This window comes from Streptomyces sp. NPDC033178 (assembly GCF_055577685.1).
Genome location: NZ_JBVIPT010000003.1, coordinates 398,556 through 424,932, shown reverse-complemented (window position 1 = coordinate 424,932; position 26,377 = coordinate 398,556). Strand labels below are relative to the sequence as shown.

The window sequence follows — 26,377 nt, the reverse complement described above, 5'->3', positions numbered from 1 at the left end:
CTTCATCGTGCCGCCTTCGTCGTCGTGTCCCTGACCATGCTGACGGCGAGCGTGTGCCTGCACGGGCCGCGTCCTCCCCGGTACTTCGCCCACCACAGGCAGGCGCAGCTCAGTCGTCCCGTGTCGTCGGCGCGCACAACATGGGTGTGGCCGCCCTTGCCGACCGACGCGAGTGCGCCGTCCAGCCGTACGGCCCCCTCCGCGACCAGCGCCCGCGCACCGCGCAGCCGGGGATTGCGTGCCTCCGCGCCGCCCGCCGAGAACGGCAGCTGCCGGTGGAAGTGGGCCTCCTCCGCGAGGTCGTAGGAGTTGGACCTCCCGGACGACGGCGGCCGCGTCGGACTCCGTGCGGACCGGGGCGTACACCCGCACGGTCGTCGCGTGTCGCAGCAATCGGCGAAGCCTCGCAACCAGCGTTCGGGCAACGGGACCTGCTTCTCCACGAACCGTCCGTCGAGCGTCGGGACCTCCAACTCGCCAGGTCCGACGGTCAGTTGCAGGGGGCCGAGTCCGCCGATCCTGGCGAGGGCCCTGCGGAGCGGGGAGTTGATGTCGACGTTGGTGGCCCCGTGGCCGACGTCGTCACCGTCGAGACCGGGAGCGAGGACGTCGAGGCGCGCGTACACCCCGCAGCAGCCGGAGAAGGACTCCACCCGCGGGCGGTCTCTGTCGGCCGTCACCACCGGGTCCAGCGAGGCCGGCGCCGCCGGCTGGTAGTAGCGGGTGGCCGCCACGTCGGCGACCGTCAGCAACGCCGCCGCGGCGGCGACCGGCGCGGTCAGGAACCCGTGGAAGAACCGCGGGTTGGCGACCTCGCCGGCCGGGGTCGCGCCTCCCGAGGTCTCCAGCGCGAGGGTGCGTCCCGCCGTGGACTTGCTCACGGCCGAGGGTCGTAAGTAGGTGTACGAATGTATGAGTGATGTCACGCGGCCACGCTAAGGCCGGGTACTGACAAGAGCGGTCCTCGCACTGCCGCCTCCCGAAAACGCTTGCCCCGCTTGTCCCTTGACGAGGGCCGGGTACCGTGCGCTCACGGTCGTGACAGGATTCGCCGCGTTTCTGTGAGGCTCGCTGTTGCGGCCGTGCAGTCGCAAAGCTGTGACTAGACTCGCGCCCCATGCGTAGCGCCAGCCCCATCCGGCAGTGGAAGACGACATCCCCTCGCGCATCGCGCGCCGACGTTCACGGCTGGAGAAGAACGACCCGGTACACGGACCCCCGAGGCGGCCGGACGCGTATCGACCTCCCTGGGGAACCCGCCGAACACGCCACGCGCGAGCCGTACTTCATAGCCGCCGAGAGGGGGGACGACGGCCCGTGAAGGCTCGGCACAAGCAGTCCCGCGACCCGCGCGCACACTGGCTGTTACTGATCCTCGTCCTGCCCGCCATGTTCGCGGCCCTGCTCTTCGAGGGCTGGACCAACCACGAGGTGGACGCCGCGACGACGCGGTCCGCGTGCACCTCACCCGCGCCCGATGCCGTGGCCGGCGGCGGTCCCGTGGTGGGGATCAACGGCAACGGGATTCAGACCGCCTCGATGCCCGCCCGCACCGTCGCGCTCACCTTCGACGGCGGCCCCGACCCCGTATGGACCCCGCGCCTGCTCGACCTGCTGCGACAGCACCGGGCGCGGGCCACGTTCTTCCTCTTCGGCTCCCAGGCGGCCCGCCATCCTGACCTGGTGCGGCGTATCCGCGCCGAGGGGCACGAGATCGGCTCGAACACCTACACCGGGGGCGCCCTCGGCGAGGCGTCGTCCGTCCGCTTCTCCGCCGAACTGGACCTGACCCAGGCCGCGTTGGCGGGCACCACCGGCATCCGTACCAATCTGTTGCGGATGCCGAAGACCACCTCGCCGGACACCCTCTGCGGCCGCGAGTGGACCGCCGCACGGCGCGCCGCCGCCCAGGGATACGTCCTCGTCGCCGCCGACAAGGGGTCCCGGAAACCGGCTCAGGGCCTGGTCCGTCAGCTCAGTCAGACGGCGACCGCGTACCGGGAGACGGAGAAGCTGCTCAAGAACCCGGGCGTCGACCGCTTCACCACCGTCTCGGTCGGCCTCCGGCTGTCCCCGTACGAGCCGGTCTCGGTCGTCGAACGGTGGCGCGGCACCGCCCTCGTCTGGGCCACCACCCTCGGGCGCGCGTTCTCGAACGCGATGACCTGGACGCTCGGCATCGCGGGGGCTCTCGGGGTGCTGCGACTGGTGCTGCTCGTCTTCTTCGCCCGGGCGCACGTCCGCCGACTGGAACGCTCCCGGCCCGGCGCGCCCTGGCTGAGGGAGGTCACCGAACCGGTGACGGTGCTCGTGCCCGCCTACAACGAAGAGGCCGGGATCGAGTCCACGGTCCGTTCCCTGCTCGCCTCCGACTATCCCCAGCTGCAGATCGTCGTCATCGACGACGGCTCGACGGACCGTACGGCCGAACTCGCCGAAGGCATCGACGATCCACGCGTACTGGTGGTCCGCAAGCCCAACGGAGGCAAGGCCGAGGCACTCAACACCGGTCTGGGACACGCGAGTCACGACATCCTGGTCATGGTCGACGCCGACACCGTCTTCGAACCGGACGCCATCCACCACCTGGTCCAGCCGCTCGCGCACCCCGCCGTGGGCGCGGTCAGCGGCAACACCAAGGTCGGCAACCGGCGGGGTCTGCTCGCCAAGTGGCAGCACCTGGAGTACTGCTTCGGCTTCAACCTCGACCGCCGGATGTTCGAGGTGCTGGAGTGCATGACCACGGTCCCCGGCGCCATCGGGGCGTTCCGCCGGGACGCGGTCATCGGCGTCGGCGGGGTGAGCGACGACACCCTCGCCGAGGACACCGACCTCACGATGGCCCTGTGGCGGGCGGGCTGGCGGGTGCTCTACGAGGAGTCCGCCGTCGCCTGGACCGAAGTACCCACCTCGCTGCGGCAGTTGTGGCGTCAGCGCTACCGCTGGTGCTTCGGCACGATCCAGTCGATGTGGAAGCACCGCGGTGCCGTCCTGGAGATGGGCGTCGCGGGGCGCTTCGGACGGCGCGGACTCACCTACCTCGCGCTCTTCCAGGTCGCCCTGCCGCTGCTCGCGCCGGTCATCGACGTATTCGCCCTGTACGGCGTGCTGTTCCTCGATCCGCTCACGTCGGCCGGGGTGTGGTTCGGCTTCATGGGCGTCCAACTGGTCTGCGCCGGTTACGCGTTGAAGCTCGACGGGGAACGCGTACGGACCCTGTGGTGGATGCCGTTCCAACTCGTCGTCTACCGGCAGCTGATGTACCTGGTCGTCATCCAGTCCGTGGTCGCCGTGCTCCTCGGCAGCCGGCTGAAGTGGCAGCGCATGAAGCGTTCGGGCACGGCCGCTGAACAGATCGAGGGTCCGACGCCGTATAAGAGCGTGCCGATGAGATGACCCCGTGTGGTGAGGGACTGGACAGGCCGATGAGTGAAGGGACCGACCTGCCGGTGGGCTACGACCGGAGCGGTGGTGCGACTCAACCACCGAGTGGCGTCACGGGCCGGGTGGCACGCGGGAACGCGTCCCCGCCCTCGACACGTACGGCACCACTGCCGGGCATGCCCTCGCCCGCCACCCCGGGCCGCACCGGGCACGGACGCCGGCCACCGGGGGACGAGGGCGGCGGCAGGTCCCCCAAACCGCCCCCCACCCGGCGCCGCAAGGTCACGCGGCTCGCGATCCTCCTGGTCGTCGCGCTGGTGGCCTCCGCCGCCGGGACGTACGTGTGGGCCGACACCAAGCTCGACCAGGAGGTCGACCTCGGTGCGCTGCCGGACCGCCCGCAGGAGGGAAAGGGCACCAACTACCTGATCGTGGGCTCCGACAGCCGTGCCGGTCTGTCCGAACAGGCCAGGAAGAGTCTGCGCACCGGCTCGGCCGAGGGCCGCCGCACCGACTCGATGATCCTGCTGCACACCGGCGCGAACGGCACCACGATGATGAGCCTGCCGCGCGACTCGTGGGTGACGGTTCCGCCGTACGTCCGCCCCGAGACCGGCAGGAGCTACCGCGCCGAGCCGAACAAGCTGAACGCCGCGTTCTCGCTGGGCGGTCCCGACCTGCTCGTGCGGGCCGTGGAACGCAACACCGGGCTGCACATCGACCACTACGCGGAGATCGGCTTCGCGGGCTTCGTCGGGGTGGTGGACGCGGTCGGCGGCGTGGACATGTGCCTTGACCGTGCCGTCAAGGACGAGAAGTCCGGCGCCGACCTGCGTCAGGGCTGCCAGACCCTCGACGGCGCCGAGGCGCTGGCGTTCGTCCGGCAGCGCAAGCAGGAGGCCGAGGGCGACCTGGGCCGCACCCGCAACCAGCAGAAGTTCCTGACCGCGCTCGCCAAGAAGGCGGTCACCCCGGGCACGCTCCTCAACCCGGCCAGGTCCTTCCCGACACTCGGGGCGGGCCTCGACACGCTCGTGGTCGACAAGGACACGGGCCTGCGGGACCTCATGTCGCTGTTCCAGGCGATGCAGAGCGTCTCGGCGGGCAACGGCAGGCAGATCAACGTGCCCGTCTCCGACCCCGGCTTCGCCACCTCCAAGGGCAGCGCCGTGAAGTGGGACGACCGCCGGGCACGGCAGCTCTTCGCGGAACTGCGGGACGACCGGCCGGTGACGCTCCCGCCCGGGAAGTGACCCCGCCCGGTCCGGGACGCGGCGGACCGGCCGACCGCAGGTGTGTGTCGGGGCGGATGGCCGGAGGTGCGTCAGACCGGCTGTGCGGAGGAGTGCAGCTCCGGGGCGAGGACCGGGTCCCGCATCTCGCGGGTGTGCGGGAAGTTGGCCGCCCGGTGCTGGAACGAGAGGATCTTCGGGTTCATGACGACGCCGTCGCGGATCTCGATGGCCTTGCTGATCGTGGCGTCGGCGTCCCATGCCGTGGGACCGCTCATCACCTTGCGCAGATAGGGGAGGAGCGCCTCACTGATCTCCCACGTGGCCGAGTTCCACAGATGGGACGGGCTGTGGTCCACCCCGTAGTAGTGGCAGCCGGGACCGACCGTGGGCATCGGATCGCCGAAGGTGGTCGGGCGGGCCCAGGTGAAGCCCATGCCGTCATCGCAGGCGACGTCGACGAAGAAGGTCCCCGGATTGAACAGGGCGAGCTCCTCGTCGGTGACGAACGTCAGCGGTGCGTCGGTGTCCTGCCGGATGCAGTTGACGATGATGTCGAAGCCCGACAGGTACTCCGCGAGCGGCACTGGACCGAGCCCGGTGAGTGCCTGCAGACGCGAGGGATCGTCCGCCCGCTCCTCGAAGTGGCCCATCACGACGGACGGCATCGGCGAGGCCACCGCCGCCGCGGCACGCTGGGTGAGCACCGTGACGTCGGAGACCCCCATGGCGCCCAGACCCGTGACCGCTCCGCGTGCCGTGGCGCCGAAGCTGATGACCACCGCGCGCATCCGACGCCCGTAGCTGCCGGTCAGCCCGCCGAGCTGCAGGGCGTGCAGCACCGAGCAGTAGCCCGCGAGCTCGTTGTTCTTGTGGAAGACATGGACACTGAAGGCGCCCGTGGACGTCCAGTGGTTCATGGCCTCCCAGGCGATGAGAGTCAGCTGGCGGTCGATGCCGAGCTGGGTCATCGTCTCGTCCTGTACGCAGTGCGGCCATCCCCACAGCACCTGGCCCTGGCGCAGCGCGGCGACGTCCTCGTGCATCGGCTTGGGCAGCAGCAGCACGTCGCACTCGTCGAGGAGTTGCTCGCGGGAGCGCAGGCCCGCCACCTGCGGCCGCAGCACATCGTCCGCGACGCCGAACCGTTCGCCGTAGCCCTGTTCCAGGAAGATCTTCTCGCGTACGTCGGATGCGATCCGGCCGAGGTGGGCCGGGTGCAACGGAAGGCGGAACTCGTTTTCCTTGTGGGAGGAGGCGAGTACTCCGAGACTCAGCAGGCTCATGCGCTTCCTCATCATCATTTCGTTCGTGTCATGGCGTTCACGCCAGGTCGTTCTCGTCGTGCTGCGTGCTGCGTGCTGCGTGCTGCGTTTTGCGTGCGGCTGTCCGGTCTCCGGTCAGGAGCCGCCGGGCCGGTGCCCGCGGACGCGCTCGGTCAGCGGGAGCGGCGCCTCGTCCAGACCGTTCACCGATCCGCACGCCATGCGTGCGCACGTCCCGTGGCAGGCGAGCAGCTGCTTGCCGTCGCGGTGGGAGACCACCACCGCCTCCGGGTCGGGCGCGTTGCGGTAGTCGGTGCCGCAGATGAGGCAGGCCAGCCCGGAGAGCATCTCGGCGGTCGGTTCGGGACGGCCACGGCGGTGGCCGGAGATCGAGTCCTGTGAATACATGTATCCGCATCCTCTTGATCGGTTCAGAGCCGTGCGCGGACGCCGGAATGCGTCGGAGGCATCCCGGTGGGCAGGAAACTCGCTACCGCGCTGCGCGGGAACGGATGCGGAAGGCGGCGAGACGATACGAGCCAAAAGGCATGTGCGGCCCATTTCCGGCCGGGTCCGAGGTGCTCCGGCCTGTGCCGTTCCCCGAGGGCGACGCCGAAACGGATGACGGCATGCGAGGTGCGCTCGGTCCTCCAACCGTACTCCCCTCCGGACCCGCCACGCGCCGCATCCCACAGCCCGGGAACGTTGCCGGCGTCCCGGACGTTGTAAGGAGTGGTTGTAGTTGAAGTTTGCGAACGTGGAAGCGCCCGCGGAGTTCCGACAGCGGGCGTTTCGTCGTTTCGGGGGTTTTCTTCGACGGCTGACGACCAACAGCCCGGGATCGCGCGAGCGCGCGACTTTCCGACCGGCTCGTCATCTCGAAGGAGACAACACATGGCTCAGGGCACAGTGAAGTGGTTCAACGCGGAGAAGGGCTTCGGCTTCATCACCTCCGACGAGGGCGGCGCCGACGTCTTCGTGCACCATTCGGCGATCGACACCGAGGGTTTCCGCTCCCTGGCGGAGAACCAGCGGGTGGAGTTCACCGCAAGCCAGGGCCCCAAGGGCATGCAGGCCGACCAGGTCCGCGCCCTCTGAGGACATCTCGTCAGGACAGGCCCGCACCGCGGGCCTGTCCAGTGCTGCATCCGTGTGCATCGGTCCACACCCGTCTGCACCGTTCCGCATCCATCAGCTTCCGTACGGGCTTTCCGCGTTCGGCGCCCTGCCCCCGCGTCGCCGGTATCGGCCCTCGCATCCCGAAAGGAAAGCCGTGAGCACTGATTTCATCAGCCGGGGCACCGATCCGACGGCCCAGCACGCCGAGACGACGAAACCCCCGCCCGGCGCCCGGGGCAGCGACTACGCGGCGCTGTCCCGTGAGGTGAAGCAGCGCGGGCTGCTCAAGCGACGCCCCGGCTACTACAGCGTCAAGGTCGGCGGGAACCTGCTTCTGCTGGCCGCCGGCTGGACCGCGTTCGCCCTGATCGGGCCCTCGTGGTGGCAGCTGCTGACCGCCGCCTTCCTCGCGGTGATGTTCACCCAGACCGGGTTCATCGGGCACGACGCCGGACACCACCAGATCGCCTCCTCCAAGCGCGTCAACACGCTGCTCGGCCGCGTCCACGCCGATCTGCTGATCGGCCTCAGCTACGGCTGGTGGATCGCCAAGCACAACCGGCACCACTCCCACCCCAACCACGTCGACCGCGATCCCGACATCGCCGACGGCGCGATCGCCTTCACCGAGGACCACGCCCGCGTCCGCAGCGGAGCGTACGCATGGCTGGCCCGTCACCAGGCCTGGCTGTTCTTCCCGATGCTGCTGCTGGAGGGCTTCGCCCTGCACGTGGCCGGCGTCAAGGCGCTTTTCGACCGCACCGGCGCCGCGACCCCGCGGCGGAGCAGGCTTGCGGGAGCGGGCCTGCTGGCGGCACATATCGGCGGCTACCTCGCCGCCCTGTTCCTGGTACTCACCCCGCTCCAGGCCGTGGTCTTCCTCCTTGTGCACCAAGGGCTGTTCGGGCTCTACATGGGGTGTTCGTTCGCCCCGAACCACAAGGGCATGCCCATGTTCGCCAAGGACGACAAAATTGACTTCCTGCGTCGGCAGGTGCTGACCTCACGGAACATCCGTGGCCACCGGATCACCGACTTCGTGCTCGGCGGGCTCAACTACCAGATCGAGCACCACCTGTTCCCCTCCATGCCGCGGCCCAGCCTGCGCCACGCCCAGGAACTCGTGCGCACGTACTGCGCCCGCCACGGCATCGCGTACCACGAGACCGGCCTCCTCGACTCCTACGGCCAGGTGCTGCGCCACCTCCACGACGTCGCCGGGCCGCTGCGGCTGCGCCCCGAGCTGGAGTACTGACCCCGGTCAGCGGGACGCGCGTACGCCGTCCAGTGCGACAGCCAGGACCCGGTCGCGCTGGGCGTCGTCGTCGAAGGCCGTCGCGGTGATGCCCGCGACCATGCGCAGCAGGTCGACGAAGTCCATGTCCGTGCGGGCCGCGCCGGCCCGCTGGGCGCGTTCGAACAGCGGGCCGCCGGCCGCGTACATCGACTCGCGGCAGGCGGTGAAGATCTCCGACTCGTCGTTGAGTGCCTCCCGGACGGCCCGCTTGGTCACCATGTAGTCGGCGAACCGGTCGAGCCACGTCGTCAGCGCCTCCCACGGCTCCAGCGCGGCGACCTCCTCGGCGACCCGGCACAGGGCGTTGACCTCGTCCGCGTAGACGCTCTCGAAGAGGTGCCTGCGGGTGGGGAAGTTCCGGTACAGCGTGCCGATGCCGACGCCCGCGCGACGGGCGACGTCCTCCAGGGAGGCCTCCGCGCCCTGCTCCGTGAAGGCCTCGCGGGCGGCCGTGAGCAGGGCGTCGTAGTTGCGCGCCGCGTCCTTCCGGTGCGGCCGCCGGGACGCGACGATCTCGCTGACGGGGAACGACTGGGCGGTCACTGGTGCCTCCAGGGGCGGGACGAGGTTGAAGCGGAGGTGTGCCTCCGCTACAGTGGAGGGGTACCTCCACTTTAACAGTGCGGGGTGCGTACGGCGTGGACGCGTGCGGCCGCACGCATCGACGACGCGACGCCACCCGCATGCGGGCGGCCCCCGGGCCACCCCGCATACGGACGGGCCCCGGGCCCGTACCCGTGCGGGTCCCGCGCCTGAGCGCATCGCCCGTCCCCTGACACTTTCCGCGACCTCCTCCCGGCTCTCGGCCGTGCCCGAAGCCGGGAGGGCCGCCACCCCGTGATCGTCGCCGTGCCCTGTGCTGCCCCCGGGCAGGCATCGGGCCCGTACGGTCGCGGTCCGAGGCTCTCGGCCGCAACCAGTTCGGAGAGGCTCTTCATGCCCCGCAAGTCCACCCGCCTCACCTTCGCGGTCCTCGCGACCGGTGCGGGCGTGTTCTCCATGCTCCAGTCGCTGATCGCGCCGGCCCTGCCGACCGTTCAGCACGCACTGAACACCTCCCAGTCCACCGCGACCTGGGTGATGACGGCGTACCTGCTGTCCGCCTCGGTCTTCACGCCGATCCTCGGCCGGGTCGGCGACCTGATCGGCAAGAAACGCACCCTCGTCGCCGTCCTGGTGGCCGTGCTGCTCGGGTGTCTGCTCGCCGCGCTCGCCCCGACCATCGGCGTACTGATCGTCGCCCGGGTCGTCCAGGGCATCGGCGGCGCGCTGTTCCCGCTGTCCTTCGGCATCATCCGCGACGAGTTCGCCGCGAACCGGGTGAGCCCCAGCATCAGCAACCTGTCCGCCGTGATCGCCGCCGGCGGCGGTGTCGGCATGGTCGCGGCCGGGCCCGTCGTGAGCGCGCTCGGCTACCGCTGGCTCTTCTGGCTCCCCGTCGGCATCGTCGCGGTGACCGCGCTGATCGCCCTCCGGTACGTCCCGGAGTCGCCCAGCCGTGCCGAGGGCCGCGTCAACTGGCTCGGCGCCGTCCTGCTGTCCGCCTGGCTGGTGGCGCTGCTGCTGCCCCTCAGCCAGGCGGGCCAGTGGGGCTGGGGCTCCGCCCGGGTGATCGGACTGTTCGCCGCCGCCGTGGTGCTCTTCGCGCTGTGGCTGCTGTCCGAGTCGCGGTCCCGCTCCCCGCTGATCGACCTGCGTGTGATGCGGCTGCCGGCCGTGTGGACCACCAACACCGCCGCGCTGCTGTTCGGCGCCGGCATGTACTCGATCTGGTCCTTCCTGCCCAGCTTCGTCCAGACACCCAGCTCCGCCGGGTACGGATTCGGCGCGAGCGTCACCGCGTCCGGACTGCTCATGCTGCCGATGCTGATCGCGATGTTCGTCTCGGGCATCCTGAGCGGCCGTCTGGAACCGGTACTCGGAGCGAAGAAGCTGCTCACCACCGGTGCCGCCCTCGGCGCGGTCGCCTGTGGCTTCCTCGCCCTCTGGCACGACGAGCAGTGGCAGATCGCCTTCGTGTCGGGTGTCTTCGGCCTCGGCATCGGTCTCGCCTTCGCCTCCATGGCCAATCTGATCGTGGGCAGCGTCCCGGCCGAGCAGACCGGCGCCGCGACCGGCATGAACGCCAACATCCGCACCATCGGCGGGTCCATCGGCGCCGCCGTGACCAGCGTCCTGGTCACCGGCCACCTGCAGCCCTCGGGTCTGCCGTACGCCTCCGGCTACACCCACGGATTCACTCTGCTCGCCCTGCTCTGCCTCGCCGCGGCCCTGGCCGCCCTCCTCGTCCCGGGCCGGCGGGCGAACCGTATGTCCCGCGTGCCCCGGGCCGCTGCCGCCGACGACCACGCGGTGTCGCGTACGGATCAGGAGACCGTCACACCCGGCGTGCGCGGCTGACGCGATCGGGGACCGACGGCCGTCACTGTTCGTCGACGGCCTGGTGCTCGTCGGAGCCCGTCAGGTTCCGGCTCTCGCCGGGGGGCGCCGTCAAACTCCCCAGTATGGCGAGCAGTTCGGCGTCGCGGCTGCCCGGTTCGGCGTGGAAGACCTTGAGGATCAGGCCGTCCGTGCCGTTGATGACCAGCTTGTTGGACTGCAGTTCGAGGTCGCCGACCTTCGGATGGCGCAGCCGCATGACGCGCGCGTGCTTGGGCCGCACGTCGTGACGGCCCCACAGACGGCGGAAACGCTCACTGCGTACGGACAGTTCGCCCACGAGTTCCACCAGGCGGGGATCGTCGACATCGGGTCCGACATTGGCCCGCAGGGCGGCGACCCCCGCCTCGGTCAGTTCCTCCCAGTCCCGGCGCAGTTCCCGTTCGGCCTCGTCGAGAAGGATGGCCCTCAGGAGGTTGCCGCCGGGGGAGTGGCTCGGGGACAGGGCCATCGCCAGTGGGTTGGCCGCGAGTACGTCGGTGAACCTGTTCTCGACGTACGCGGGATTGCTCGGCCATCCGTCGATGAGCTGGAGAATGCCGGGCGGCACGGGCTCGGGCCTCTGTGCGGCGCGTCCGCGGTCGCCGGAGCGGTCCGACCGACGGGCCTGGGACGGGCGCGCCTGGGTCAGGCCGATCAGGTGTGCGGTGGCGGGGGCGTCCAGGTCGAGGACGTCGGCCAGGGCTTCGAGGACCTGGAGCGACGGGTTGCGGTCGCGGCCCTGTTCCAGGCGCAGGTAGTAGTCGGCGCTGATCCCGGCCAGCATCGCGACCTCCTCGCGCCGCAGTCCCGGCACCCGCCGCAGACCGCCGCCGCGGCGGATCCCGGCGTCCTCGGGCCGTATCAGCCCGCGGCGGGCCCGCAGGAACTCTCCGAGGGCGTTCGTGGCGTCCATGACCCCACCGTAGGTCCCTCCCGGCGCCGGTGACTGTCCCTGTCACTACCAGGAACAGCGGGGTACTGCCGACCGCCGCCGATCGGGCGAAGAGTCGGTATCGGCGGAGGACGAACCGGTCCACGCACACACGGACACAGAACAGCCATGGACACGCAGCGAAAGGCACACCATGACGGACGCAACCGGCACGGTCTCCGGCGGAACCCTCACCCCGGCGGACGGTCTGACGATCACCCGCATGGGATACGGAGCCATGCAACTGGCGGGTCCCAACGTCTTCGGGCCGCCCAGGGACCGGGCCGAGGCCGTCGCGGTACTGCGGGAGGCCGTCGAGCGGGGCATCACCCACATCGACACCAGCGACTTCTACGGGCCCGTCGTCGTCAACGAGATCATCAAGGAGGCCCTGTATCCCTACCCCGCCGACCTGCGCATCGTCACCAAGGTCGGCGCCCGCCGCGGTGACGACGGCAGCTGGATCCTGTCGCGTGACCCCGAGGACCTCAAGGCCCAGGTCCGCGAGAACCTCCAGCACCTCGGCGTGGACGCCCTCGACGTGGTGAACCTGCGCGTCGGCTCCAACGACGGGGGAACGGACGAGGAGCCGCTGAGCGACCAGTTCGGCGCACTGGCCGAACTGCGGAAGGAGGGCCTGATACGCCACCTCGGCGTCAGCTCCGTCTCCGACGCCCAGCTGACCGAGGCGCAGGCCATCGCCCCGGTCGTCACCGTGCAGAACCTCTACAACCTGGCCAACCGCCAGGACGACGCCCTCGTCGAGCGGTGCGCGGCGGAGAACATCGCGTTCGCCGCGTTCTTCCCTCTCGGCGGCTTCAGCCCGCTCCAGTCGCAGACGCTGACCGACGTGGCCGCCCGCCTGGACGCCTCGCCCCAGCAGGTGGCCCTGGCCTGGCTGCTCCAGCGCTCCGCGACCACCGTCCTGATCCCCGGCACGTCTTCGCGGGCTCACCTGCGCGAGAACATCGCGGCGGCGGAGTTGGTCCTGCCGGACGATGAGATCGCGGAACTGGACAAGATCGGACGCTGATTCACCACCTAAGGGGCGCGGGGAACTGCGCGACCAGCCACAGACCACCCGCAGTGAAAGTGGTACCTCAGCTGCGGGTCGGTGGGGGCTGGTCGCGCAGTTCCCCGCGCCCCTTACGGGGCACAGCCCCGTTACGGGGCGCCCACACCCGCCGTCTCCCGGTGGAGGAGCTCCACCTCAACCGCCGCCACCTCCCGCTCGGCGGAGCCCCTCGTGCGCCACAGCCACGCGATGTCACGGCCGAACGACCACGTCAGCAGGCCGAGGGCGAGGGCGACGACGCCGAACGTCGGGGCGTACGGGAGGATGCCCGAGCCCGCGAGCAGGAGCAGGACGCCCTGGAGGGCGGCCACCGTCTTGCGGCCCGTGCTCGGCGGAAGGGCGTTGTTCAGCCAGGGCAGGAACCTGGCGGCCGCCACGAAGGCGTAGCGCATACCGCCGATCAGCAGGGCCCAGGGGCCCACGGTCGTGGAGACGTACACGCTGAGCACCAGGATGAGGAACGCGTCGACCTCCATGTCGAACCGCGCGCCCAGCGCGGAGGAGGAACCCGTCCGGCGGGCGACCTTGCCGTCGACCGCGTCGAGAATCAGGGCGACCGCGGTGAGGGCGACGAGGACCGTCACGGGCGGCGGGCTCTGGAAGGAGTCCGCGACGAGCGCGGTCACTCCGCCGACAAGGGTGGCCCGGCCCAGGGTCACGCGGTTCGCGGGTCCGAAGGAACGGGGCCGCGTGCGATGCAGGGCGCGTGAGAGCACCGCCCACGTCGCGAGCGCGAACGCCAGTCCCGTCAGCCAGCCCGCGGGCCCCATGCCGAGCGCCGTGCCGAGCACGGTGAGCAACAGAAGCTGCACACCCGCTCCCACGGCCGTCTCCTGCTGCAAGAGCCTCGCGTCGTACGTGTTGTTCAGGGCCACCGCACATCCTCCGGCCAGGTGACAGAGTCGATCATTGCCGCGTACCTTGTGCGCGGCTTCGCAAAGGTCGGTACGTGGCTCGCCGCCCGATCGTTCAGCTGATTTGCTCAGCCCATTCACATGGACCACCCAGGAGGATGCCGAATGGACCGCTCCGCCCGCGCCTTCTGGCTCCGCTCTCCCGGCCTCGGTGAGATCCGGGACGCCCAATTGCCCGAACCCGCCGAGGGCGAGGTCGTGGTGCGAACACTTTTCTCAGGGGTGAGCCGCGGAACCGAGACGCTCGTCTTCCGGGGAGGCGTGCCGGAGAGCCAGCACGCCGCCATGCGGGCGCCCTTCCAGGAGGGCGACTTCCCCGGGCCCGTCAAGTACGGGTACCTGAACGTCGGAGTGGTGGAGGCGGGACCGACGGACCTCCTCGGGCGGACCGTCTTCTCTCTCTATCCGCACCAGACCCGGTTCGTCGTCCCGGCGAGCGCCGTCACTCCCGTGCCCGAGACCGTGCCCGCCTCGCGCGCCGTCCTCGCCGGAACCGTGGAGACCGCCGTCAACGCCCTGTGGGACGCGGCACCCCTGATCGGCGACCGGATCACCGTGGTCGGCGCCGGCATGGTCGGCGCGAGTGTCGCCGCGCTCCTGGCCCGGTTTCCCGCCGCCCGTGTCCAACTCGTCGACGCCAACCCGGCACGCGCCGACATCGCACAGGCCCTCGGCGTCGACTTCGCGCTCCCGGCGGACGCGGCCGGCGACCGCGACCTGGTCGTCCACGCCAGCGCCACCGAGGCCGGGCTCGCCCGTTCGCTCGAACTCCTCGCCCCGGAAGGCACCGTCCTCGAACTGAGCTGGTACGGCGACCGGAAGGTCAGCCTGCCGCTCGGCGAGGCGTTCCACTCCCGCCGCCTGGTGATACGCAGCAGCCAGGTCGGAACCGTCTCCCCTGCCAGGAGCGCCCGCCGCACCTACGCCGACCGTCTCGCCATCGCCCTCGACCTGCTCGCCGACCCGGCCTTCGACGCTCTGATCACCGGAGAGTCCTCCTTCGAGGAGCTACCGGAGACGATGACCAGGCTCGCTGCGGCAGACTCGACGCAGATGTGCCACCTCGTTCGCTACGACGCGACCGCGCCCCTCAGGGGCGCGGGGAACGGCGCGGCAAGCCCCCACTGACCCGCAGTCACCAACTCACCCCCACCCACACCGAACCCAACTGCCCCACCCAGCGGAGCGCACCGTCCGAAACTCCGAGCCGAACCCCCTGAACACGGAGAACGGACCGGCCGTACTACACGGCACGCCCCGGCAGAGGGGTCAGACGCGCCGCACCTGGAGGGTCGTCCGTTGTTCAGCATCACCGTCCGCGATCACCTGATGATCGCCCACAGCTTCCGCGGAGAGGTCTTCGGACCCGCGCAGCGCCTGCACGGGGCGACGTTCCTCGTGGACGCCACGTTCCGCCGCGCCGAGCTGGACGACGACAACATCGTCGTCGACATCGGACTGGCCACCAGGGAACTCGGGGAGGTGGTGGCGGAGATGAACTACCGGAACCTCGACAACGAGCCGGTGTTCGCCGACACCAACACCTCGACGGAGTTCCTGGCCAAGGTCGTCGCCGACCGCCTCGCCGAGCGCGTGGAGAAGGGTCTGCTGGGCGAGGGCGCCCGCGGCCTGGCCGGCATCACCGTCACCCTGCACGAGTCGCACATCGCCTGGGCGAGTTACGAGCGTGCCCTGTGAACCACAACGCCGACATCATCCCCATGTCCCTGCGCGCCATGCACTTCGTGATGCCCGGCGGAGTGGACGACCCGACCATGCCCAGCGGCGGCAACGTCTACGACGCCCGGGTCAGCCTCGACCTCCCCGGCTTCGGCTGGCAGGTCCACAAGCACGCCATCGACGGCAGCTGGCCGCAGCCCGAGGCCCCGGCCCGTGCCGAACTGGCCCGCACCCTCGCGGACCTGGCCGACGACACGGTCGTACTCCTCGACGGTCTCGTCGCCTGCGCGGTCCCCGAGATCGTCATCCCCGAAGCCGAACGGCTGCGACTGGTCGTCCTCGTGCACCTGCCGCTCGGCGACGAGACGGGACTCACGCCCGCGCTCGCCGCGGACCTCGACGCCCGGGAGCGCCGCACACTGCGATCCGTGCCCGCCGTCGTCGCCACCAGCGAGTGGGCGGCCCGCAGGCTCGTCGCCCACCACGGCCTCGCACCCGACCGGGTCCATGTGGCAGCGCCCGGCGCCGACATCGCGCCCCTGGCCTCCGGTACCGACGGCGTCTCGCACCTGCTGTGCGTCGCCTCGGTCACACCGCGCAAGGGACAGCACCGTCTGGTCGAGGCCCTCGCCACCGTCACCGACCTGCCCTGGAGCTGCGTCCTCGTCGGCGGCCTCAACCAGGACCCCGAGTACGTGGCCCGGCTGCGGGCACTGATCGACCAGCACGGCCTCGGCGACCGGCTGCACCTGGCCGGCCCCCAGTCCGGCGCCGCGCTCGACGCGAGCTACGCCTCCGCCGACCTCATGGTCCTCACCTCGTACGCCGAGACGTACGGCATGGCCGTCACCGAGGCGCTCGCCCGCGGTATCCCCGTGCTGGCCACGGACGTCGGCGGGCTCCCCGAGGCGGTCGGGCGCGCGCCCGACGGCGGGGTGCCCGGGCTCCTCGTGCCGCCGGAGAACCCCGCGGCCCTCGCGGCCGAACTGCGCGGCTGGTTCGGCGAGGCCGACGTACGCCGTCGCCTCAAGGCCGCCGCGCGCGCCCGCCGGGCCTCCCTCGGAGGCTGGGCCGCCACGGCCCGGAGTCTGTCGGGTGTCCTGGGGCGACTGAAGAGCGAGGCAAGGATCGGGGCGGCATGAGCAGTACGAGCACGACGCCGCCCGGGACTCCGGGGCACGGCACGACGACGGCCGAACCGGGCCTCGACGAGGAGACGACGACCGCCTCGCTGGGACGTGGTGAGGGGACCGACACGGCAGGGCGGGGACGCGACGAGATGACGACGACCGAGACCGAGGCCGTGGTGCCGGGCCAGGGGCGAAACGGCGAGGGACGGGACACAGGAACGATTCGGCTCGGTGACCGCACCCGTGGTGAGGCCATCGACGACACGACCCGTTACGCCCCCGAGTGGCTGGAACTGCGCGAGCCCGTCGACGCGGCCGCCCGCGCGGCCGAGCTCCTCGACCCGCTGCGGATCCGGCTCGCGAACCTGCCGGGGCGTGGCGGGCTCGTCATCCACGACCTCGGCTGCGGCACCGGCTCCATGGGCCGCTGGCTCGCGCCCAGGCTCGACGGACCCCAGCACTGGGTGCTCCACGACCGCGACCCGTATCTGCTGCACTTCGCCGCCGTCGGGTCGCCCCGGTCGGCCGCCGACGGCAGCCGCGTCACGGTGGAGACACAGCGCGGCGACGTCGCCCGGCTGACCGCGGACGCCCTGGCCGGCGCCTCGTTGGTGACGGCCTCCGCGCTGCTTGACGTCCTCACCCCGGACGAGATCGAGGCGCTGGCCGCGGCCTGCGCCGGAGCCGGCTGCCCCGCGCTCCTGACGCTCTCCGTGGTCGGACGCGTCGAACTCACCCCGGCCCACCCGCTGGACGACGAGATCGTCGACGCGTTCAACGACCACCAGCGGCGCGGCGACCTGCTCGGCCCGGAATCGATCAACGCGGCCTGCGACGCCTTCGCCCGGCACGGCGCGACGGTCCGGGTGCACCCGAGCGCCTGGCGCCTCGGCCCGGACGAGTCCGCGCTGACCGCGGAGTGGCTGCGCGGCTGGGTCGGCGCGGCCGTCGAGCAGCGGCCGGAACTGGCCGCGCGCGCCGACGCCTATCTCAAGGAGCGCCTCGCGGCCTGCGAAGCGGGCGAGTTGAACGTGGTGGTGCACCACAGTGACCTGCTCGCGCTGGCCCGCCCGACAGGGGGAGCCTGATGAGCACGCCGGCGATGGCGGACGAGGCACAGTCACTGGCCGTCCTGGACGACGCGTTGTCGGCGGAGTCGGCGGTCCGTGACGGCGGTGCGCGGAAGGAGACCGGACGAGTACGCCTCGACGGTGAGGACGGCGAGACCAGGTCGGCCCGCGCCGACGCGACGGTGGGCACGCCCACCGCGGGTCCGCGCAGGGTCCTGGCCCGCGTCGCGGGTCCCGTCCGGGCCCGTCTAGACTCCCGCGTCCTGCGCACCCACTTCGGCACCATCGCCGGCGTCGTCATACTCACCGTGCTCACCTGGCGGCTCGGCACCGGGGTCTTCCTGGACGGCCTGCGCCGGATCGACGGCCCGACGCTCCTCGCGGCGCTCGGTATCGGCGTGCTGACCACGGTATTCAGCGCCTGGCGCTGGTGCGTGGTGGCCCGCGGGATGAAGCTCAGGCTGCCGCTGGGCCCGGCCGTCGCGGACTACTACCGCGCGCTGTTCCTCAACGCGGCCCTGCCGGGCGGCGTGCTCGGCGACGTGCACCGCGCGGTACGGCACGGACAGAGCGCCGGTGACGTCGGCCGCGGAGTACGCGCGGTCGTCCTGGAACGGGTCGCGGGACAGGCGGTCCTGGCCGTCGTCGGCGTGACCGTGCTGCTCACCCAGCCCTCGCCGGTACTGACCGAGACCCGGCACCTCGCCGTGCTGCTGGCCGCCGTCTCGCTGTGCGGAGTCGTCACCGTGGGCGCGGTCCGCAGCAGGGGCAGGGCGCCGAGCGCGTCCCGCCGCTACCGTGCCGTGCGCGCCGCCCTCACCGAGGCGCGCGGGGCGCTGCTGGCCCGTGGGAGCTGGCCGGGCGTCCTGATCTCGTCCGTCGTGGTGCTCGCGGGACACGTCCTGATGTTCCTGCTCGCGGCCCGGGCGGCAGGATCGTCCGCCTCCGCCGCCGAGTTGGTGCCCCTGGCGCTGCTCGCCCTGATCGCCATGGGGCTGCCGCTGAACGTCGGCGGCTGGGGGCCCAGGGAAGGCGTCACCGCCTGGGCGTTCGGCGCGGCGGGCCTGGGCGCCACCCAGGGCCTGACCGTGGCCGTGGTCTACGGCGTGCTCAGCTTCGCCGCGAGCCTGCCCGGTGTCGCCGTACTGGTGGCGCGTTGGTACGCGGGGCTGCGGCGCCCGCAGGAGAACGCGGCCGCCGAGCCGGGCCCGGACTCGCACCTGGAGTCACCGGCGCCCCGGATCTCGGCCCGCGCGGAAGGAAACGGGGACACTCAGTGCCGATCGACGACCGCAGGAATCCCGGTCTCCGATGTCAGCAGCGAGAAGTACGCTCCGAAGGAGCCGGCCAGCGAGGCGAGGAGTTCCTTCCCCTTCTCGGCGGACGCCCTCGAAGGACGCCCGATGACACCGGACTTGGTATAGGCCGACATGCCCAGCGTGAGCAGTTGCCGGCGGTCGTCGGCCTCGAAGTCGGAGGTCTCGTAACCCGGCCTGACCAATTCGGGATGCCTGTGCAGCAGAATGGAGGTCTCTATTTCCCCCGCGTGCATATCGGTGAGCAACGAGGTCTGTATCCCGGCCTGTTCGCGCGCCGCCTCCCAGTCCTCCGCGGCCGGGAAAAGAGCCATCCGGGCACCGGCGGCTGTGGATTCCTGCACGACATTGCCCAACACGTAATTGCCGCCATGTCCATTGACCACGACGAGGGTGTCCACACCCGACCGACGCAGCGAATCGGCAATGTCCCGCACCACCGCATGGAGCGTCACGGAGGAAATGCTCACCGTTCCCGGCCAGGCCGCGTGTTCGTGCGAGCAGGAGATCGTCACCGGAGGAAGGAGGTGAACGGGGAATGCGGCAGCGACCTCTTGGGCTATCGCGCACGCGACGAGCGTGTCCGTCGACAGCGGAAGATACGCACCGTGCTGCTCGAAGCTGCCCACGGGAAGCACGGCGACCTGCCGGGCAGCGCCGGCACCTCGTGCGCGTACGTCTTCCGTGGTGTCTGTCGGCAACTGTCCTGACACCGTGAGCCGTATTTCCGAACCGCCCGAATTGCCCATTTTCTCGCGACCTTTCGTCTCTGCTTAGGAACCAGAATCATGACAGAAATAGATGGCGTACTTGCCGGGAAAGTCCACTCCGCAGGCGTCGAGCGGGTCGTGAATGCCCCGCTGCCCACGGTGTACGGCGATTTCCAGGCCGTCGGCTACCTGGACCGTACCCGCGGAGACGAACAAGTGGCTCTGGTCCACGGTGACATCCAGAAAGACGGAATGCTCACCCGGCTGCACTCCGAGTGCCTCACCGGTGACGCGTTCGGATCGCGGCACTGCGAGTGCGGTCCCCAACTCTCCACCGCACTGCGGGAGATCGTGGCCGAGGGGCGCGGCATCCTCATCTATCTGCGGGGCCACGAGGGCCGCGGTATCGGGCTGCTCGCCAAGCTCCAGGCGATGAAGCTCCAGTCGGAGGGCCTCGACACCGTCGAGGCGAACCTCGCGCTCGGGCTGCCCGTGGACGCCCGCGACTACGGCGTGGCCGCGGACATCCTGCACGACCTCGGCGTCCGTTCCGTGAGACTGCTGTCCAACAACCCGCGCAAGCGCGAGGCGTTGCTCCGCAACGGCATCAAGGTCGACGCGCAGGTCCCGCTGCTGATCCCGCCCTGCGAGGACAACATCACCTATCTGCGCACCAAGCGGGAGCGCCTGGACCACGACCTGCCGCACCTGGACGCCGTGGTGGGCCACCGCGTCTGATCCGCCCGAAAGACCCCGGCCGTCCCGCGCGCCGCGCGTCCCCAGTGGCGCGCGGCGGCCGGGCAGTGGTCCGAGGTCCGATCAGGAGGAGCGTCACCCGGACGCCCCGGCCGCGGTGACATCGGTGCGGACAGGGGAAGGGAAGAGGGATGACCGACGACGTCCTCCACCTCTCCCGCGACCAGGTGGCCGCCCTGCTCGACACCGACACCGCGATCCGGTCCCAGCGGGCCGCCTTCACGGCGCTCGGCGGCGGCACGGCCGAGCTGCCCGGCAAGATCATGCATCCGAGCGGGTTCGACGACAGTGTCGTGTTCGCGTACCTCGCGCGGCTGTCTGCGGACACCGGGGCCGTCGCCAAGATCGGCAGTGTCAACCCGGGCAACGCGGCCGCCGGGCTGCCGACGATCCACGCCGTGATCAACGCGCTCGACCCGGTCACCGGGCAACTCGTCGCCGTCATGGACGGCACGGCGGTGACGACCCTGCGCACCGCAGCGGCCAGTGCCGTGGCCCTCGACGCACTCGCCACACCCGACAGCGCCGAGCTGGGCCTGATCGGCTCCGGCACCCAGGCCCTCGCGCACGCGCGCTCCGTCGCCCGGGTACGGGACCTGAGAGCCGTACGGATCTGGAGCCCGTCCCCGGAGCGCAGAGCACGGGCGGCCCGGCTCCTCGCGGCCGAACTCGGCATCCCCGTCAAGGCCGTCGACTCGGCGGAGGAAGCCGTGGCCGGACTGCCCATGGTCGCCGCCTGCACCCTCAGCAGCACGCCCGTCGTCCGGGGCGAGTGGCTCGCGCCGGGCTGCACGGTCGTCAGCGTCGGATCGTTCGAACCCAGCCGCAGCGAGGTCGACACCGAGGTCGTACGGCGGGCCGCGGCCGTCGTCGTCGACGACCCCGAGACCGCGGCCGAACACGCGGGGCCGGTCGTGGACGCACTGCGCGCCGGAACGCTCAACCGCCAGGACCTGATCCCGCTCGGCGAGGTACTCACCGGCCGCCGCGAGGGACGTACGACCGAGCGGGACATCGTCTACTACAACAGCGTCGGCCTCGGCATCCAGGACGCCGCCGCGGCCTGGGCGGTCATCGACGCCGCTCGCGACCAGGGGATGCACTCATGACCGGTGTTCCCGGACGCGCGGGGGTCGTCGTCATCGGCGGCGGGGTGATGGGCACGAGCATCGCGTACCACCTGGCGCGGGCCGGAGTGCCGGACGTGGTGCTCGTCGAGCGGGACGAACTCGCGTCCGGGTCCACCTCGCGGGCGGCGGGCGGAGTGCGCGCGCAGTTCTCCGACGAGCTCAACATCCAGCTGGGCGCGCGCAGCCTGGAGGCGTTCGACCGCTTCGGCGAGGAGACGGGCCACGACATCGGGCTGCACCGTGTCGGCTACCTCTTCCTGCTGTCCACACCGGAGGAGGTCGAGGCGTTCGAGGCCGGGGTGCGGCTGCAGAACGGACTCGGCGTGCCCAGCCGCATGCTGGACCCGGCCGAGGCGCGCCGCCTCTCGCCGCTGATCACCACCGACGGACTGCTGGCCGCCGCCTTCTCCCCGGACGACGGCCACTGCACACCCGAGGCCGTGGTGCACGGCTACGCGGCCGCCGCCCGCCGCCACGGCGTCAAGGTCGTACGCCACTGCGAGGTCACCGGCATCGAGACGCGCGGCGACGACATCACGGCCGTCGTCACCGCTCTGGGCCGGATCGACACGACGGCCGTCGTCTGCGCGGCGGGCGCCTGGTCGCGGGCCGTCGGCGCGATGGCCGACGTGGACCTCCCGGTGGAGCCGCTGCGCCGTCAGATCGCCGTCACCGAACCGGTCCCGGACCTCCCGCCCGACCTGCCCATGACCATCGACTTCACCAGCAGTCTGTACTTCCACACCGAGGGCCCCGGCCTCCTCGTCGGCATGTCCGACCCGGACGAGCGGCCCGGCTTCGCCACCGACACCCACGACCGCTGGATCCCCCGCCTCTGCGAGGCCATGGAGCACCGCGCACCCGCCCTGCTCGACCTGCGCAGGACGGGCGGCTGGGCGGGCCTGTACGAGATCACCCCCGACCACAACGCGCTGATCGGCGAGGCGGGTTCGGTCTCCCGATTCCTGTACGCGACCGGGTTCTCCGGGCACGGCTTCCTCCAGGGGCCCGCCGTGGGCGAGGTCGTCCGCGATCTCTTCCTGGGGCATGATCCCTTCGTCGACATCACCCCGCTGCGTGCCGAACGGTTCGCCGCCGATGCCCTGAGACCGGAGGTCAACCGCGTATGACCGAGCTCCACTTGTGGCTGCGCCACGAGACCCGCACGACCGAGCGACGCACCCCGATCGTGCCGTCCGACGCCCGGCGGCTCGTCGAGAACGGCGTGACGCTCACCATCGAGGACTCCCCGCAGCGCGTCTTCCCGATCGGGGCGTACGAGGAGGCGGGCTGCCGAGTCGTCGACGCGGGGGCCTGGACCGACGCCCCGGCGGACGCGGTGATCGTCGGTCTCAAGGAACTCCCGGACGGGCCGGATCAGTTGAGGCACCGTCATGTCTTCTTCGGGCACGCGTACAAGGCACAGCCCGGGGCGGAGGCGTTGCTGCGCCGGTTCGTCGCCGGGGGAGGGGCGCTGTTCGACCTGGAGTACCTGGTGGACGACAACGGCCGCAGGCTTGCCGCCTTCGGCTACTGGGCCGGTTATGTGGGCGCGGCCCTTGCGGTACTGCACCACCGGGGCAGGCTGAACGCTCCACTGCGGCCGACGTCCAAGGAGGAACTGGACGCCGAACTCCAACCGGCCGCAGGCGACGAGGAGTTCGCCTCACTGGTGATCGGTGCGCTCGGCCGCTCCGGACGCGGTGCGCGGGTCGCGCTCGCCGAGGCGGGGCTCGACCCCACCTGCTGGGACCTCGCCGAAACCCGGGACCTGGACCGAGGGGCCCTGCTGGACCACGAGTTGATGGTCAACACCGTGCTCACCACCGGGCCGAGCACCCCCTTCCTCACCGACAAGGACCTGGACGAGCCGGGCCGCCGGCTGCGCACGGTCTGCGACGTGACCTGTGACGTCGGCTCCCCCTACAACGTCCTGCCGGTCTACGACACGGTCACGGACTGGACCGACCCCGTGCGGCGCCTGCACGAGCGGCCCGCCCTCGACCTCATCGCCATCGACAACCTGCCGTCCCTGCTGCCCAAGGAGGCGAGCGCGGACTTCTCGGCGGCGCTGACGCCACAGCTCCTGGAGTTCGGGGTGGCCGGTGCGTGGGGACGCGACCTGGACCGGTTCCACGAGACGTGCCGTGAACTCGGCCTGGCACAAGGGGAGTTCCGCGATGCCTGACACCACCGACCGGCCTGCCGGTGTCCCCGCCTCCGGCACCGTCCACTGGATCGGCGCGGGCCTGTCCACCGGAAGCGGACTCGCCGCACTGTGCGACGCGGCCGACCGCGTACGCCTGTGGCACCGCACCGAGGAGCGGGCCGCCCAGAGCCTGGAGGCCCTCGGCCTCACCGGCCGCGCCGAGCCACGCGCGTACACGCTCCCGGCCCTGACGGCTGAACTTGCGCCCGGCGACGTGGTGGTCTCCATGCTCCCGGCGCCCGAACACGCGCCCCTGCTCGCCGCCTGTGTGAACCGCGGGGCTCATTTCGCCTGCTCCAGCTATGTCTCGGAGGCGGTCCTCGACCAGGTCCCCGCCGCCAGGGCCGCCGGTGTCGTCGTCCTCACCGAGGCGGGCCTCGACCCGGGCATCGACCACCTCTTCGCGCACAGCCTCATCGCCAGGGCCCGAGAGGAGATCGGCGCCGACACGACCGCCGAGGTCAGCCTCACTTCCTACTGCGGCGGCATCCCGGCCGTCCCGAACGACTTCAAGTACCGGTTCAGTTGGGCACCGGCGGGCGTCCTCAACGCCCTGCGCTCGCCCGCCCGTTACATCGAGGCCGGCGCCGAGACCACGACCCCGCGCCCCTGGGAGGTCACGCGCCCCCATGTGGTGGACGGCGAACCGTTCGAGGTCTACCCCAACCGCGACAGCCTCCCCTTCGTCGACCAGTACGGACTGCCCCCGGCCTGGAAGCCCCAGACCTTCATCCGCGGCACCCTCCGCCTCGACGGCTGGCTCGACGCCTGGCAGCCGGTCTTCGAGGAACTCCGCCACGGTGACGACCGGCGAATCGCCGCCCTCGCCCAGGAGTTGGCCGCCCGCTACCCGACCACCGACGCCGACCGCGACCGCGTCGTCCTCGCCGTCTCCCTGGACGTACGCGCCGGCTCGGACCGGACGGACGGGACGGACCGGACCTGGTCGGGCCGCTACCTGCTGGACCTGGAGGGCGACGCGGAGGAGAGCGCGATGGCGCGATGCGTGTCGCGGACGCTGGCGCTCGGGGTGCGGCGGATCCTCGGCGACGACCTGCCGCCCGGCCTCAACCGAGCGGCGGAGACGGCCGAGCGCTCCGAGGACTGGCTTGCCGAACTCGCCCGGGACGGCGTCGACTTCACACTGCGGACGGGCAAGTCTTCCTGACGTCCGGCGAGCACGCCCAAGGGGACCTGCGGGCTGCGGTTGACCCATCAGGGCCTCGGGAACGGGGACTGCGGGCCGCGTCGTCCCCGACAGGCGCACCTGCCCAGCCGTCCCGTCCGGCCCTCCTCAGCCGCCGAGCGCCTCGCTCACGAACCCCTTCAGCTCATGGAAGGACAGCATCCCCGCAGGCCGCACCTGTGCCATGAACTGCACGGTCAGGTCGTTGCGCGGGTCGACCCAGAAGGTCGTGCCGCCCGCCCCGCTCCAGCCGTAGGACCCCTCGCTCTCCGGGGACTCCGTGCGGTGCGCGTCCACCACGACCGAGACGCCGAGGCCGAAGCCGAGGCCCGCGTTGCCCGGCTGGCCGTGGATGGGTTTGCTGCCGAAGGCGTGGAGGTCGGTGGGGAGGTGGTTGGCGGTCATGGTGTCCACGGTCTCGGGGGACAGCAGCCGGACGCCGTCGAGTTCGCCGCGTCGGCGGAGGAACTCCATGAAGCGGTGGTAGTCGCGGGCCGTCCCCACCAGCCCGCCGACGCAGGAGAGCAGCCGCGGGCGCTCGTGCACCGGCGGGCCCGCGATCGGCGCGATCCCGCCGTCCTGGTCCTCCTGGTAGAGGACGGCCAGCCGGTCCGCCCGCTCGCCGGAGACCCAGAAGCCGGTGTCCGTCATTCCGAGCGGTGCGAAGACCCGTTCGGCGAGGAACTCGTCGAGCGGCCGGCCCGTCACCACCTCGATGAGCCGCCCGACCACATTGGTCGCGACCGAGTAATTCCACTCGGTCCCCGGCTCGAACTGCAGCGGCAGCCCCGCGTACACCTCGCAGGCCTCGGCGAGGTCCGCGTCCTTCGGCGCCGAGATCTCGACTCCGGCCGCCAGGTAGAGGGAGTCCACGGGGTGGGTGCGGTACGCGCCGATGGTCAGGCCCGCGGTGTGCGTCAGGAGGTGCCGGACCAGGACGGGGCCCTCGGCGGGGTGGGTCCTGATCTCGTCGCCCGTGCCGCTTTCGTAGACCTGCGGGTCGGCGAAGGCCGGCAGGTGGCGGGAGACGGGGTCATCGAGGCCGAGCAGGCCTTCCTCGTGGAGCATCAGCGCGGCGACGGACACCACCGGCTTGGTCATCGAGTAGAGCCGCCACACGGTGTCCGCGGTGACCGGAATGCCGGCCTCCCGGTTTCGCAGACCGTACGACGTGAGATGTGCGACACGGCCGTGACGAGCCACGGAAACGAGGTACCCGGGGAGCAGGCCGTCGTCCACGCGACGGGCGAAGAACCGGTCGAGACGGTCCAGCGCCACCGGATCGAGACCGACCTCGACCGGATCCACTTCTTGCTGCAACTGATCCATGGTCTGCCTCCGGTTGACAGTCGAAAGGGGCGGAAACGGGTTGGAAAGCGGCTTCGGCAAGAGGTCGGCAATGGGGGCGGGGAGATCGGAAAGCGCTACGAGAGTAGCTGTGAGGGGGGTGTCCTCCGAATGGAATTCATGGCCACGGCCGGACATGTACGGCGACCTGTGGTCCGGCGTGCCCAGGCGCCGCCGGCCCCGGGGCACCTCACGGGCGCGCGAG

General features: G+C 71.2%; 23 protein-coding genes and 1 pseudogene. 16 read left to right on the top strand and 8 right to left on the bottom strand.

Features of this window, described 5'->3' with window-relative positions; all coding sequences use genetic code 11:
* Window positions 1-2: 2 nt before the first annotated feature.
* A complete protein-coding gene (locus ACZ5VQ_RS09180) occupies window positions 3-881 on the bottom strand; it encodes a hypothetical protein (RefSeq protein ID WP_469104340.1) in 879 nt (292 codons plus the stop codon).
* Window positions 882-1,317: 436 nt separating this feature from the next.
* Between ACZ5VQ_RS09180 and ACZ5VQ_RS09175 the strand changes: the two genes are divergently transcribed.
* Both ACZ5VQ_RS09175 and ACZ5VQ_RS09170 read left to right on the top strand, forming a co-directional pair.
* Window positions 1,318-3,396 (top strand): glycosyltransferase, encoded by a 2,079-nt coding sequence (locus tag ACZ5VQ_RS09175; protein ID WP_469104339.1) that lies wholly within the window; start codon window positions 1,318-1,320, stop codon window positions 3,394-3,396.
* Window positions 3,397-3,425: 29 nt separating this feature from the next.
* Window positions 3,426-4,637 (top strand): LCP family protein, encoded by a 1,212-nt coding sequence (locus ACZ5VQ_RS09170; RefSeq protein ID WP_469104338.1) that lies wholly within the window; start codon window positions 3,426-3,428, stop codon window positions 4,635-4,637.
* Between the two features lie 71 nt (window positions 4,638-4,708).
* Here the strand turns inward: ACZ5VQ_RS09170 and ACZ5VQ_RS09165 are convergent, their stop codons facing one another.
* Both ACZ5VQ_RS09165 and ACZ5VQ_RS09160 read right to left on the bottom strand, forming a co-directional pair.
* Window positions 4,709-5,902 carry a N(5)-(carboxyethyl)ornithine synthase gene (locus ACZ5VQ_RS09165; protein ID WP_469104337.1) on the bottom strand — a complete coding sequence of 398 codons (1,194 nt, stop codon included), beginning with the start codon at window positions 5,900-5,902 and terminating at the stop codon, window positions 4,709-4,711.
* Window positions 5,903-6,016: 114 nt separating this feature from the next.
* Complete coding sequence (locus ACZ5VQ_RS09160) at window positions 6,017-6,289, bottom strand: hypothetical protein (protein WP_200394834.1); 273 nt, start codon at window positions 6,287-6,289, stop codon at window positions 6,017-6,019.
* A gap of 486 nt (window positions 6,290-6,775) precedes the next feature.
* Between ACZ5VQ_RS09160 and ACZ5VQ_RS09155 the strand changes: the two genes are divergently transcribed.
* Both ACZ5VQ_RS09155 and ACZ5VQ_RS09150 read left to right on the top strand, forming a co-directional pair.
* Window positions 6,776-6,979, top strand: coding sequence for a cold-shock protein (locus ACZ5VQ_RS09155; protein WP_266752945.1), 204 nt, complete (start codon window positions 6,776-6,778; stop codon window positions 6,977-6,979).
* A 175-nt stretch (window positions 6,980-7,154) separates the two neighbouring features.
* A complete protein-coding gene (locus tag ACZ5VQ_RS09150) occupies window positions 7,155-8,255 on the top strand; it encodes a fatty acid desaturase family protein (protein ID WP_469104336.1) in 1,101 nt (366 codons plus the stop codon).
* 6 nt (window positions 8,256-8,261) lie between these two features.
* On the opposite strand, the gene ACZ5VQ_RS09145 is transcribed toward ACZ5VQ_RS09150, so the two are convergent.
* Window positions 8,262-8,840, bottom strand: a complete 579-nt coding sequence (locus ACZ5VQ_RS09145) for a TetR/AcrR family transcriptional regulator (RefSeq protein WP_469104335.1) — start codon at window positions 8,838-8,840, stop codon at window positions 8,262-8,264.
* Between the two features lie 393 nt (window positions 8,841-9,233).
* Here ACZ5VQ_RS09145 and ACZ5VQ_RS09140 point away from each other — a divergent pair, with 393 nt between their 5' ends.
* Window positions 9,234-10,697 (top strand): MFS transporter, encoded by a 1,464-nt coding sequence (locus ACZ5VQ_RS09140; protein WP_469104334.1) that lies wholly within the window; start codon window positions 9,234-9,236, stop codon window positions 10,695-10,697.
* Between the two features lie 22 nt (window positions 10,698-10,719).
* On the opposite strand, the gene ACZ5VQ_RS09135 is transcribed toward ACZ5VQ_RS09140, so the two are convergent.
* A complete protein-coding gene (locus ACZ5VQ_RS09135; protein WP_469104333.1) occupies window positions 10,720-11,631 on the bottom strand; it encodes a helix-turn-helix transcriptional regulator in 912 nt (303 codons plus the stop codon).
* Window positions 11,632-11,803: 172 nt separating this feature from the next.
* Between ACZ5VQ_RS09135 and ACZ5VQ_RS09130 the strand changes: the two genes are divergently transcribed.
* Window positions 11,804-12,682 carry an oxidoreductase gene (locus tag ACZ5VQ_RS09130; protein WP_469104332.1) on the top strand — a complete coding sequence of 293 codons (879 nt, stop codon included), beginning with the start codon at window positions 11,804-11,806 and terminating at the stop codon, window positions 12,680-12,682.
* Between the two features lie 131 nt (window positions 12,683-12,813).
* On the opposite strand, the gene ACZ5VQ_RS09125 is transcribed toward ACZ5VQ_RS09130, so the two are convergent.
* Entirely contained in the window at window positions 12,814-13,599 is a 786-nt protein-coding gene (locus ACZ5VQ_RS09125; RefSeq protein ID WP_469104331.1) for a CDP-alcohol phosphatidyltransferase family protein, read from the bottom strand.
* 144 nt (window positions 13,600-13,743) lie between these two features.
* On the opposite strand from ACZ5VQ_RS09125, the gene ACZ5VQ_RS09120 reads away from it, so the two are divergent.
* The 5 genes and pseudogenes from ACZ5VQ_RS09120 to ACZ5VQ_RS09100 all read left to right on the top strand — a co-directional run.
* Entirely contained in the window at window positions 13,744-14,766 is a 1,023-nt protein-coding gene (locus tag ACZ5VQ_RS09120) for a zinc-dependent alcohol dehydrogenase (RefSeq protein WP_469104330.1), read from the top strand.
* 171 nt (window positions 14,767-14,937) lie between these two features.
* The gene (locus tag ACZ5VQ_RS09115; protein WP_189839644.1) at window positions 14,938-15,336 is read left to right on the top strand and encodes a 6-pyruvoyl trahydropterin synthase family protein; all 399 of its coding nucleotides are present in this window, start codon (window positions 14,938-14,940) and stop codon (window positions 15,334-15,336) included.
* A gap of 23 nt (window positions 15,337-15,359) precedes the next feature.
* Complete coding sequence (locus tag ACZ5VQ_RS09110; protein ID WP_469104584.1) at window positions 15,360-16,460, top strand: glycosyltransferase family 4 protein; 1,101 nt, start codon at window positions 15,360-15,362, stop codon at window positions 16,458-16,460.
* Window positions 16,457-17,536: a class I SAM-dependent methyltransferase gene (locus ACZ5VQ_RS09105; RefSeq protein ID WP_469104329.1), complete on the top strand. Its 1,080-nt coding sequence runs from the start codon at window positions 16,457-16,459 to the stop codon at window positions 17,534-17,536. Before ACZ5VQ_RS09110 ends, ACZ5VQ_RS09105 begins: the two co-directional genes overlap by 4 nt.
* A pseudogene (locus ACZ5VQ_RS09100) lies at window positions 17,536-18,585 on the top strand (lysylphosphatidylglycerol synthase transmembrane domain-containing protein); the annotation flags it as partial. The gene ACZ5VQ_RS09105 and the pseudogene ACZ5VQ_RS09100, both read left to right, overlap by 1 nt.
* Before the next feature lie 206 nt (window positions 18,586-18,791).
* Here ACZ5VQ_RS09100 and ACZ5VQ_RS09095 read toward each other — a convergent pair.
* Window positions 18,792-19,583, bottom strand: coding sequence for a creatininase family protein (locus tag ACZ5VQ_RS09095; RefSeq protein ID WP_469104328.1), 792 nt, complete (start codon window positions 19,581-19,583; stop codon window positions 18,792-18,794).
* A gap of 39 nt (window positions 19,584-19,622) precedes the next feature.
* Between ACZ5VQ_RS09095 and ribA the strand changes: the two genes are divergently transcribed.
* From ribA to ACZ5VQ_RS09070, 5 genes are all read left to right on the top strand, one after another.
* The gene (gene ribA, locus ACZ5VQ_RS09090; RefSeq protein WP_469104327.1) at window positions 19,623-20,282 is read left to right on the top strand and encodes a GTP cyclohydrolase II; all 660 of its coding nucleotides are present in this window, start codon (window positions 19,623-19,625) and stop codon (window positions 20,280-20,282) included.
* A gap of 149 nt (window positions 20,283-20,431) precedes the next feature.
* On the top strand, window positions 20,432-21,409 hold the full coding sequence (locus ACZ5VQ_RS09085; protein ID WP_469104326.1) for an ornithine cyclodeaminase family protein: 978 nt from the start codon (window positions 20,432-20,434) through the stop codon (window positions 21,407-21,409).
* Entirely contained in the window at window positions 21,406-22,560 is a 1,155-nt protein-coding gene (locus ACZ5VQ_RS09080; RefSeq protein ID WP_469104325.1) for an NAD(P)/FAD-dependent oxidoreductase, read from the top strand. The genes ACZ5VQ_RS09085 and ACZ5VQ_RS09080 overlap by 4 nt, the downstream gene beginning before the upstream one ends.
* The gene (locus ACZ5VQ_RS09075) at window positions 22,557-23,618 is read left to right on the top strand and encodes a saccharopine dehydrogenase (protein ID WP_469104324.1); all 1,062 of its coding nucleotides are present in this window, start codon (window positions 22,557-22,559) and stop codon (window positions 23,616-23,618) included. The genes ACZ5VQ_RS09080 and ACZ5VQ_RS09075 overlap by 4 nt, the downstream gene beginning before the upstream one ends.
* The gene (locus ACZ5VQ_RS09070) at window positions 23,611-24,807 is read left to right on the top strand and encodes a saccharopine dehydrogenase family protein (protein WP_469104323.1); all 1,197 of its coding nucleotides are present in this window, start codon (window positions 23,611-23,613) and stop codon (window positions 24,805-24,807) included. Before ACZ5VQ_RS09075 ends, ACZ5VQ_RS09070 begins: the two co-directional genes overlap by 8 nt.
* Before the next feature lie 126 nt (window positions 24,808-24,933).
* Here the strand turns inward: ACZ5VQ_RS09070 and ACZ5VQ_RS09065 are convergent, their stop codons facing one another.
* On the bottom strand, window positions 24,934-26,154 hold the full coding sequence (locus ACZ5VQ_RS09065) for a serine hydrolase domain-containing protein (RefSeq protein WP_469104322.1): 1,221 nt from the start codon (window positions 26,152-26,154) through the stop codon (window positions 24,934-24,936).
* Window positions 26,155-26,377: the final 223 nt, after the last annotated feature.

Excerpts from the sequence above, each read along its gene's own strand:
- ACZ5VQ_RS09110 (WP_469104584.1), top strand. The coding sequence starts at position 15,360 with ATGTCCCTGCGCGCCATGCACTTCGTGATGCCCGGCGGAGTGGACGAC.
- ACZ5VQ_RS09135 (WP_469104333.1), bottom strand. The coding sequence starts at position 11,631 with ATGGACGCCACGAACGCCCTCGGAGAGTTCCTGCGGGCCCGCCGCGGG.
- ACZ5VQ_RS09085 (WP_469104326.1), top strand. The coding sequence starts at position 20,432 with ATGACCGACGACGTCCTCCACCTCTCCCGCGACCAGGTGGCCGCCCTG.
- ACZ5VQ_RS09140 (WP_469104334.1), top strand. The coding sequence starts at position 9,234 with ATGCCCCGCAAGTCCACCCGCCTCACCTTCGCGGTCCTCGCGACCGGT.
- ribA (WP_469104327.1), top strand. The coding sequence starts at position 19,623 with ATGACAGAAATAGATGGCGTACTTGCCGGGAAAGTCCACTCCGCAGGC.
- ACZ5VQ_RS09170 (WP_469104338.1), top strand. The coding sequence starts at position 3,426 with ATGAGTGAAGGGACCGACCTGCCGGTGGGCTACGACCGGAGCGGTGGT.
- ACZ5VQ_RS09065 (WP_469104322.1), bottom strand. The coding sequence starts at position 26,154 with ATGGATCAGTTGCAGCAAGAAGTGGATCCGGTCGAGGTCGGTCTCGAT.
- ACZ5VQ_RS09130 (WP_469104332.1), top strand. The coding sequence starts at position 11,804 with ATGACGGACGCAACCGGCACGGTCTCCGGCGGAACCCTCACCCCGGCG.
- ACZ5VQ_RS09165 (WP_469104337.1), bottom strand. The coding sequence starts at position 5,902 with ATGAGCCTGCTGAGTCTCGGAGTACTCGCCTCCTCCCACAAGGAAAAC.
- ACZ5VQ_RS09080 (WP_469104325.1), top strand. The coding sequence starts at position 21,406 with ATGACCGGTGTTCCCGGACGCGCGGGGGTCGTCGTCATCGGCGGCGGG.
- ACZ5VQ_RS09075 (WP_469104324.1), top strand. The coding sequence starts at position 22,557 with ATGACCGAGCTCCACTTGTGGCTGCGCCACGAGACCCGCACGACCGAG.
- ACZ5VQ_RS09095 (WP_469104328.1), bottom strand. The coding sequence starts at position 19,583 with ATGGGCAATTCGGGCGGTTCGGAAATACGGCTCACGGTGTCAGGACAG.
- ACZ5VQ_RS09120 (WP_469104330.1), top strand. The coding sequence starts at position 13,744 with ATGGACCGCTCCGCCCGCGCCTTCTGGCTCCGCTCTCCCGGCCTCGGT.
- ACZ5VQ_RS09105 (WP_469104329.1), top strand. The coding sequence starts at position 16,457 with ATGAGCAGTACGAGCACGACGCCGCCCGGGACTCCGGGGCACGGCACG.
- ACZ5VQ_RS09160 (WP_200394834.1), bottom strand. The coding sequence starts at position 6,289 with ATGTATTCACAGGACTCGATCTCCGGCCACCGCCGTGGCCGTCCCGAA.
- ACZ5VQ_RS09070 (WP_469104323.1), top strand. The coding sequence starts at position 23,611 with ATGCCTGACACCACCGACCGGCCTGCCGGTGTCCCCGCCTCCGGCACC.
- ACZ5VQ_RS09155 (WP_266752945.1), top strand. The coding sequence starts at position 6,776 with ATGGCTCAGGGCACAGTGAAGTGGTTCAACGCGGAGAAGGGCTTCGGC.